At 72.0% G+C, this 6,960-nt stretch carries 9 protein-coding genes; 4 read left to right on the top strand and 5 right to left on the bottom strand.

Going from position 1 to position 6,960, the window contains the following annotated elements:
- Positions 1 to 48: 48 nt before the first annotated feature.
- Positions 49 to 606, bottom strand: coding sequence for a type 1 glutamine amidotransferase domain-containing protein (locus LHJ74_RS32865; protein WP_260221982.1), 558 nt, complete (start codon positions 604 to 606; stop codon positions 49 to 51).
- Between the two features lie 102 nt (positions 607 to 708).
- Entirely contained in the window at positions 709 to 1,665 is a 957-nt protein-coding gene (locus LHJ74_RS32860; RefSeq protein ID WP_260221981.1) for a helix-turn-helix transcriptional regulator, read from the bottom strand.
- Positions 1,666 to 1,835: 170 nt separating this feature from the next.
- On the opposite strand from LHJ74_RS32860, the gene LHJ74_RS32855 reads away from it, so the two are divergent.
- A complete protein-coding gene (locus tag LHJ74_RS32855; RefSeq protein WP_260221980.1) occupies positions 1,836 to 2,903 on the top strand; it encodes an NAD(P)-dependent alcohol dehydrogenase in 1,068 nt (355 codons plus the stop codon).
- Positions 2,904 to 2,938: 35 nt separating this feature from the next.
- On the opposite strand, the gene LHJ74_RS32850 is transcribed toward LHJ74_RS32855, so the two are convergent.
- Positions 2,939 to 3,694 carry an MBL fold metallo-hydrolase gene (locus LHJ74_RS32850; protein WP_260221979.1) on the bottom strand — a complete coding sequence of 252 codons (756 nt, stop codon included), beginning with the start codon at positions 3,692 to 3,694 and terminating at the stop codon, positions 2,939 to 2,941.
- Positions 3,695 to 3,948: 254 nt separating this feature from the next.
- Here LHJ74_RS32850 and LHJ74_RS32845 point away from each other — a divergent pair, with 254 nt between their 5' ends.
- Both LHJ74_RS32845 and LHJ74_RS32840 read left to right on the top strand, forming a co-directional pair.
- Positions 3,949 to 4,359: an SH3 domain-containing protein gene (locus tag LHJ74_RS32845; protein ID WP_260221978.1), complete on the top strand. Its 411-nt coding sequence runs from the start codon at positions 3,949 to 3,951 to the stop codon at positions 4,357 to 4,359.
- Between the two features lie 121 nt (positions 4,360 to 4,480).
- Positions 4,481 to 5,107, top strand: a complete 627-nt coding sequence (locus LHJ74_RS32840) for a dihydrofolate reductase family protein (protein WP_260221977.1) — start codon at positions 4,481 to 4,483, stop codon at positions 5,105 to 5,107.
- Between the two features lie 13 nt (positions 5,108 to 5,120).
- On the opposite strand, the gene LHJ74_RS32835 is transcribed toward LHJ74_RS32840, so the two are convergent.
- Together LHJ74_RS32835 and LHJ74_RS32830 are read right to left on the bottom strand one after the other, a co-directional pair.
- The gene (locus LHJ74_RS32835) at positions 5,121 to 5,660 is read right to left on the bottom strand and encodes a DUF4231 domain-containing protein (protein WP_260221975.1); all 540 of its coding nucleotides are present in this window, start codon (positions 5,658 to 5,660) and stop codon (positions 5,121 to 5,123) included.
- A 67-nt stretch (positions 5,661 to 5,727) separates the two neighbouring features.
- A complete protein-coding gene (locus LHJ74_RS32830; protein WP_260221974.1) occupies positions 5,728 to 6,318 on the bottom strand; it encodes a TetR/AcrR family transcriptional regulator in 591 nt (196 codons plus the stop codon).
- Between the two features lie 96 nt (positions 6,319 to 6,414).
- Here LHJ74_RS32830 and LHJ74_RS32825 point away from each other — a divergent pair, with 96 nt between their 5' ends.
- Entirely contained in the window at positions 6,415 to 6,957 is a 543-nt protein-coding gene (locus LHJ74_RS32825) for a GNAT family N-acetyltransferase (RefSeq protein ID WP_260221985.1), read from the top strand.
- Positions 6,958 to 6,960: the final 3 nt, after the last annotated feature.

Genomic DNA, 6,960 nt, shown 5'->3' with positions numbered 1-6,960 from the left:
GGGGCACGGGAGTCATCTCCCGTGCCCCGCCCTGGTGCGCGTCGGGCGTCAGCCCCCTGCGGGAGCCGCGGCGGCCTTGGTGAACTCGGCGAGGAACGCCTCGTCGAACGCCCTGAGGTCATCCGGCTTCCGGCTGGTGATGAGCGTGTTTCCCCCGTTGCGGCAGATGAACACCGGCTCGTCCACCCAGGTGGCGCCCGCGTTGCGGATGTCGGTGGCCAGGCTCGGCCACGAGGTGAGCGTCCGGCCGGGCAGCACCCCCGCCTCGATCAGTGTCCAGGGCGCGTGGCAGATCGCCGCCACCGGCCTGCCCGTGTCGAAGAAGGCGCGGACGAACCGTACGGCTTCCCGGTCCATCCGCAGCGCGTCGGGATTCGCCACGCCGCCGGGCAGCACCAGGCCGTCGTAATCCGACACCGAGGCTTCGCCGACCGTCTGGTCCACCGCGAAGCTGTCGGCCTTGTCCAGATGGTGGAACGCCTGGACGCGTCCGCCCACCGTGGAGAGCAGCCGGGGTGTGCCACCGGCGTCCCGCACGGCCCGCCACGGGTCGGTCAGCTCCATCTGCTCAACCCCTGCCGGGGCAACGAGAAAGGCAGCCTGCACGTTGATCACTCCTCTCGGCGTCATAACCCGCAGGGCCGGATGCCGTGGGCAGCGCCGGTCCCGTACGGGTCTCTGCTCTTCGGGTGACCGGTACGGCACGGATCATGCGTGCCGTGTTGCCGCTTCCGCGCCGGACCCGTCCGCGCCCTGTCCGTCCGCAGCCGGCGCCTCCGGCTCCGGCCCGTCCCCGCCGTCCGGCGCGGGCATCTCCGCCGCCCAGCTGGCCAGCAGCCGCAGCGCCTCGCTCGAGGCCGAGCCGGGCGCCGCGTGGTAGGCGACCAGCTCCTGCGACTGGTCGCCGGGCAGCTTCAGCACCTCGAAGGAGAGTTCGAGCCGCCCGACCAGCGGATGGCGCAGCTCCTTCGTCCCGTACGACTTCTCCTGCACGTTGTGCTTGGCCCACAGCCGCCGGAAGTCCGGAGACTTGACGGACAGCTCTCCGATCAGCGCGTTGAGCTGCGGATCGTCCGTATGACAGCCGGCGTCCAGCCGCAGCCAGGCGACGACATCGGACGCCTTCTGCGCCCAGTCCGCGTACAGCGCTCGCGTGCCCGGGTCGAGGAAGACCAGCCACGCCATGTTCAGCTCGTGGCGCGGCCGGGCGGACAGACCGCCCAGCAGCACGTTGGCCAGCGGATTCCAGCCGATGACGTCCAGCCGCCGTCCGACCACGTAGGCGGGCACGCCCTCCATCGCGTCGATCATCTGCTGAAGCAGCGGCCGTACGCGCTGCGGGCGCGTCGAGACCCGGCGGGTGTGCCGCTTCGGCTTCGTCAGATGCGTCAGGTGGTCGCGCTCGGCGCGGGTGAGCCGCAGCGCACCGGCGATCGCGTCGAGTACACCGGTGGACACGTTATGGCTGTGCCCCTGCTCCAGCCGCGTGTAGTAGGCGACGCTCACCCCGGCGACCTGCGCCAGCTCCTCGCGCCGCAGTCCGGGCACCCGGCGCCGCCCGCCGTAGTGCGCCAGCCCGACGTCCACCGGCTGCAGCCGGGCGCGCCGGGTACGCAGGAACTCGCTCAGCTCGGTACGCGGATCCATGAGATCTGGCTGCTCCATGCATCCAGTATGGCCGCGACGGGGCGTCCGCGGTCGTCCCATCCTGTCCCCGTCAGTGGTAGGCACCGCGGACATACGTACAACGGAGGGCTGGGTAGGCCGCCCGGATTCCCGCACGCTCACGGCACAGGGTGCCGAAGACGGCACCGCACCGCGATGAGGAGCCCCTGATGTCCGTGGCCACCGTTCACGCCTTCGCCGCCCCGGCGCCGAAGGCACCCCTGGAGCACACCACCATCCCGCGCCGCGCGCTCGGCGAGCACGACGTCCTGATCGAGATCAGGTACGCCGGAATCTGCCACTCCGACATCCACCAGATACGGGAGGACTGGGGCGAGGCGATCTTCCCGATGGTCCCCGGTCACGAGATCGCGGGTGTCATCACCGAGGTCGGCAGCGGCGTCACCCGGCATGCGGTCGGCGACCGGGCCGGAGTCGGCTGCTTCGTCGACTCCTGCCGCGACTGCGACAACTGCCGCGCCGGACTGGAGCAGTACTGCACCGGCAGCGGCATGCTGATGACGTACAACGCGACCGGCAGCGACGGCGAGCCCACGTACGGCGGATACAGCACGCACATCGTCGTCGACGAGAACTACTCCGTGCGCATCCCCGAGGGCATCACCCTGGACGAGGCCGCGCCGCTGCTGTGCGCGGGGATCACCCTCTACTCGCCGCTCGCGCACTGGAAGACCGGCCCCGGAACGCGCGTCGCCATCGTCGGCATGGGCGGTCTCGGCCACATGGGCGTCAAGATCGCGCATGCGATGGGTGCCGAGGTCACCGTGCTGAGCCAGAGCCTGCGCAAGCAGGAGGACGGGCTCCGGTTCGGCGCCGCCCACTTCCACGCCACCGGCGACCCGGCCACCTTCGAGCGGCTGGCGGGCAGCTTCGACCTGATCGTCAACACCGTCTCGGCGAACCTGGACATGGACGCGTACCTCGGGCTGCTGCGGACGGGCGGCACGCTGGTGAACGTCGGCGCCCCGGAGAACCCCGTGCCGGTGAACATGTTCTCCCTGATGTTCGGCCGCAAGCACCTCGCGGGCTCCGCCATCGGCGGCATCCGGGAGACCCAGGAGATGCTGGACTTCTGCGCACTGCACGGGATCGGCGCGGACATCGAGGTGATCAGCGCGGACGGGATCAATGACGCGTACGAGCGGGTCGTCGCGGGGGACGTGCGCTACCGCTTCGTCATCGACACGTCGACGCTGGCCGCCGCGGCGACCCCCTGACGGTGCGCGGCCGTCGGCGTGCGCGGTGCCGTGGCCTACGGGCCGGTGGTGAACCGGGCGCCCGGGGATGCCACGCTCACCGGCCCGTCGTACGCGGCGGCCGCCGCCGTCACCGCCTCGCCTGCGTCCGAGTCGGGCCACAGATGGGTGAGGACCAGCCGTCCGGCTCCCGCAGCCGTCGCGTATCCGCCCGCGAGGCGGGCGCTCAGCAGGAACGCGGCGTCCGCCGCCGGGACCTGCTCGGGATAGGTGGCCTCCGACAGCAGCAGCTCGGCGTCGCGCGCGAGGGCGGCGATCTCCGGGCTGGGCCCGGTGTCGCCGGTGTAGACGAGTGCCGTGCCGTCCGAGGCGGTGAGCCGGACACCGGCGTTGGGGACGAAGTGCGGCAGCAGCCGGGTGTCGACAGTGAACGGCCCGATGCCGAAGCGGCGGCCCGTACCGGCCTCGAACTCCCGCAACTCGTAAGCCCCCGCCAGCATGCCCGGCCGGTCCAGGGCGAGCACCGCGTCAAGCGCGCCCGGCAGGGCGTACAGCGGAAGCGCGGGGGCGGGAGTGTCCGCCAACGCACGCGCCCGCAGCAGGGGGTTGAGGTCGGCGCAGTGGTCCGGGTGGCCGTGGCTGACGAGCACCGCGTCGACCTGTGCGGCGGTGAACTCCGCCAGCAGCCGGGGCAGTGTCGCGTAGCCCGGGTCGATCAGCAGCCGGAATCCGTCGCTCTCCACGACGTAGCCGCTGCATGCCTGATCGGCGGTCGGCCAGGCTCCGCAGCCGCCCAGAACGGTGAGCTCCACCGGGGGATCGTACCCGCGAGAGCCGGTGGGCGGCCGGTGGGCGGTGCGTGGACGGCACCGGCGACGAGTTGCGGGCAGGGCGCATCCTCCTTAGCGTGAGAACGCATATCGTGACCGCTTTGACACGAATCGTGATCGTGTGTCCGTTCCCGTGAGGCTGCCGCACCCGTACGCCCCACCGTTCCCGTGCAAGCACGGCAGCCCTCGGGCCTCCCCGGGGCCCCTCCCGGGGGTCCCCTCCCACAGGAGACGACATGCTCCACTCCAGACTCAGCAAGGTCGCCCTCTGCGCCACCAGCGGTGCCGTCGCCGCCATGTCCCTCGCGGGCACCGCGAACGCCGTCGCCGAGCCGGCCCCGGCTCCGGCCCCGGTCGCACCCGAACAGCGCGCCGCCCAGTCCCAACTCGCCCAGCAGCAGGGCGGCGGCAAGGTCCGTCATGGCTACGTGACGCGGAGTGTCAGGGTCCATCTGCGGCCCAGCACGACCGCTCCGGTCATCGGCGTGATCCCCCGGGACTCGGTCATCGCGATCAAGTGCATGATCCGCGGGGAGATGGCCCCCGGGCTCAACACCTGGTACAAGCTGGCCAAGCGCACCGGCTGGGTGAACGCCCGCTACATCCGCGCCCTCGACCGCATCCCCTTCTGCAACTACGTCCCCTGACACCGGCAGTCGCACCCCGGCTGCACGGAAGTGGCCGTCCCCGCGGACCCGGGCCGATGATCTCCGGGTCCGCCAGGGGTCCATCTGGGCAGACAGTCCGGATGCGAGAAAGGACCCGATCATGGCCAAGGTAACGCTGCAGACCTTCCTGTCCCTGGACGGCGTGATGCAGGGCCCCGGCGGCCCCGATGAGGACCGCACCGGCGGCTTCGACAAGGGCGGCTGGGTGGTGCCGTACGTCGACGAGGAGATGGGCAGGTGCATCGACGAGTGGTTCGCCGCGGCCGACGGCTTCCTGCTCGGCCGCCGGACGTACGAGATCTTCGCCGCCTACTGGCCCCGCGTCACAGACGAGCAGAACCTGGTCGCCAGCCGCCTGAACAGCCTCCCCAAGTACGTCGCCTCCACCACCCTGGAGCAGCTGGACTGGCACAACTCCACGCTGCTGGGCCGGAAGGCCGCGGAGGAGGTCGCCGAGCTCAAGGCCAGGCCCGGCAGGGAACTCCAGATCCACGGCAGCGGCATGCTCGCGCAGTCCCTGATGGCGGCCGGTCTGATCGACGAGTACCGGCTGTTCACCTATCCGGTCGTACTGGGGGAGGGCAAGCGGCTCTTCGCCGAGGGCGCGGTCCCCACCGCCCTGAAGCTGGCCGACTCCAGGACCACCAGCTCCGGAGTCGCCATCCACACCTACCAGCCCGCCGGCCGCCCGGTATACGGGGACTTCACCCTCGACGCGGACGAATGAGGGCGGCGCGCGTTCAGCTGCCCGGCGGCGGCGCGGCGCCCGTCGGCGCCCCCGTCGGCGCCCCCGGCTCCGGCGCGACGGGCACGGGGCTGCGCATCGCCGACCAGGTCGCGGTGTCCGCGAGGACCAGCTCCTCCACCCGGCCTGCCAGCAACTGCTGGGCGCCCGGCCCGTCGTACGGCGCGCTGCCCAGGCTCCAGGCGATCACATGCTGCTGGAGCGCCACCATCGAGGCGCTCGTACGGATCCAGTTCTCGCCCCACCGGAACAGCTGCCGCAGCCCCACGGCTGCCGCCACCCCGGCCCCCAGGCTCCCGGTGACGGCGCCGGGCGCGTCCATCGCCACGGCCGCCGGGACGGAGGCGGAGAGCAGCACGATCACCACCTCCGACACGTAGAAGCCCGCGCGGGCCCGGGACTTCTGCCGCTCGTACCAGGAGAGCCGCTCGACGACGCTCGGCGGCGGTTCCGCGCCGCCCGGCGCCCGCAACGCCGACCACCAGTAGGCAGTCCGCTGCCTGCTTTCCGTACGTCTGCCGGCCTGTGCGTCCATGGCACGACAGTAGACGGCACGGCCTGGGGCCGGACAAGGGCCGGACGGCAGCCGGTTCAGCCGCCTGCTAGCCCGTGATCCCGCGCAGGAAGCCGTCCAGAAGCGCGGTCTGCCGCTCCGGCGGGAAGCGATCCGGGTCGAACAGCGCGTGGACGACGAGCCCGTGGGTGAACGCGGCGGCGGAAGCCGTCACCTCGTCGGCGTCCGTCTCCTCCGGCAGCTCACCGCGCTCCCGCGCGGACACCACATGGGCACGCAGTCTGCCGCGCCAACGCTCCAGCCGGGCCAGCTCGTTGGCCCGCAGTTCCGGATCGGCGAGCGAGGCGTCCCAGGAGCTGACCCAGACCCGGTTCATCGCGGCGCCCCCGGGCGTGAGCGGCAGCACGTCGAGGAGCGCGGCGCGCAGTGAGGCCAGTCCTTCCGCCTCCGGCGTGCGCCGGGCGAAGGCCGAGGTGCGCTCCTCGGCGACGACGAGGGCGTGCCGTACGAGGGCCCGCTTGGTGGGGAAGTAGTGGGTGAGCAGCCCGGTGGAGGCGTCCATCTCGGCCGCGACGGCGCGCAGCGTCAGCCCGCCGAGCCCCTTCGCGGCGAGGACCCGCCAGACCGCCTCGGACACATCGGCGCGTCTGGCCTCATGGTCTCCACGGGCAGGTGGCATGCGGGCTCCCTCGGGGTGCCGTCGGTGTGCGTGCGGTGGTCGGTAGCCTAGGGTACGTAACGAACGTTTGGTACTCACTCTGTGATCGGGGACTCCGTGTTCGCACACCCGCTGACCGACACCGCCGAGCTCCGCCCGCTGGAGCCCTGGCAGGCCAGGGATTTCGCCGACTTCATCGCCCGCACGCGCGACCATCTCGCCCCCTGGCTGCCCTGGGCCACCTCGATAACCGACGAGGAGGGTGCCCGTGCGTGGCTGCGGACCTACGCGGACCGGCAGGCCGCCGACGACGGCCGCATCTGCGGCATCTGGCTGGACGGCACGCTGGTGGGCGGCATCCTCTTCCGTGTCTTCGCCGCACCCGCCGGCGTCTGCGAGATCGGCGTCTGGATCGCACCGGAGGCCCAGGGGCGCGGCCTGGTCCACCGTGCCGCCCGGCACTTCATCCGCTGGGCGTTCGAGACGCGCGGCATGCACCGCGTCGAGTGGCGCGCCTTCACCACGAACACACGCAGCGCGGCAACGGCGGAGCGGCTCGGCATGACCCGCGAGGGCACCCTCCGCGAGGCCTTCCCCTACCTCGGCACCCGCCACGACATCGCCGTCTGGTCCCTGCTCGCCCGCGACTGGAAACCGTGACGC

It is taken from the genome of Streptomyces gossypii (assembly GCF_025165795.1).
Taxonomy (GTDB): domain Bacteria; phylum Actinomycetota; class Actinomycetes; order Streptomycetales; family Streptomycetaceae; genus Streptomyces; species Streptomyces gossypii.
The sequence above is the reverse complement of the archived record's forward strand: the minus strand, read 5'-3'. Positions and strand labels throughout refer to the sequence as shown.

Coding starts and splice junctions, on each gene's coding strand:
- LHJ74_RS32830 (WP_260221974.1), bottom strand. CDS start 6,318: ATGCCACCTGCCCGTGGAGACCATGAGGCCAGACGCGCCGATGTGTCC.
- LHJ74_RS32860 (WP_260221981.1), bottom strand. CDS start 1,665: ATGGAGCAGCCAGATCTCATGGATCCGCGTACCGAGCTGAGCGAGTTC.
- LHJ74_RS32840 (WP_260221977.1), top strand. CDS start 4,481: ATGGCCAAGGTAACGCTGCAGACCTTCCTGTCCCTGGACGGCGTGATG.
- LHJ74_RS32845 (WP_260221978.1), top strand. CDS start 3,949: ATGCTCCACTCCAGACTCAGCAAGGTCGCCCTCTGCGCCACCAGCGGT.
- LHJ74_RS32835 (WP_260221975.1), bottom strand. CDS start 5,660: ATGGACGCACAGGCCGGCAGACGTACGGAAAGCAGGCAGCGGACTGCC.
- LHJ74_RS32855 (WP_260221980.1), top strand. CDS start 1,836: ATGTCCGTGGCCACCGTTCACGCCTTCGCCGCCCCGGCGCCGAAGGCA.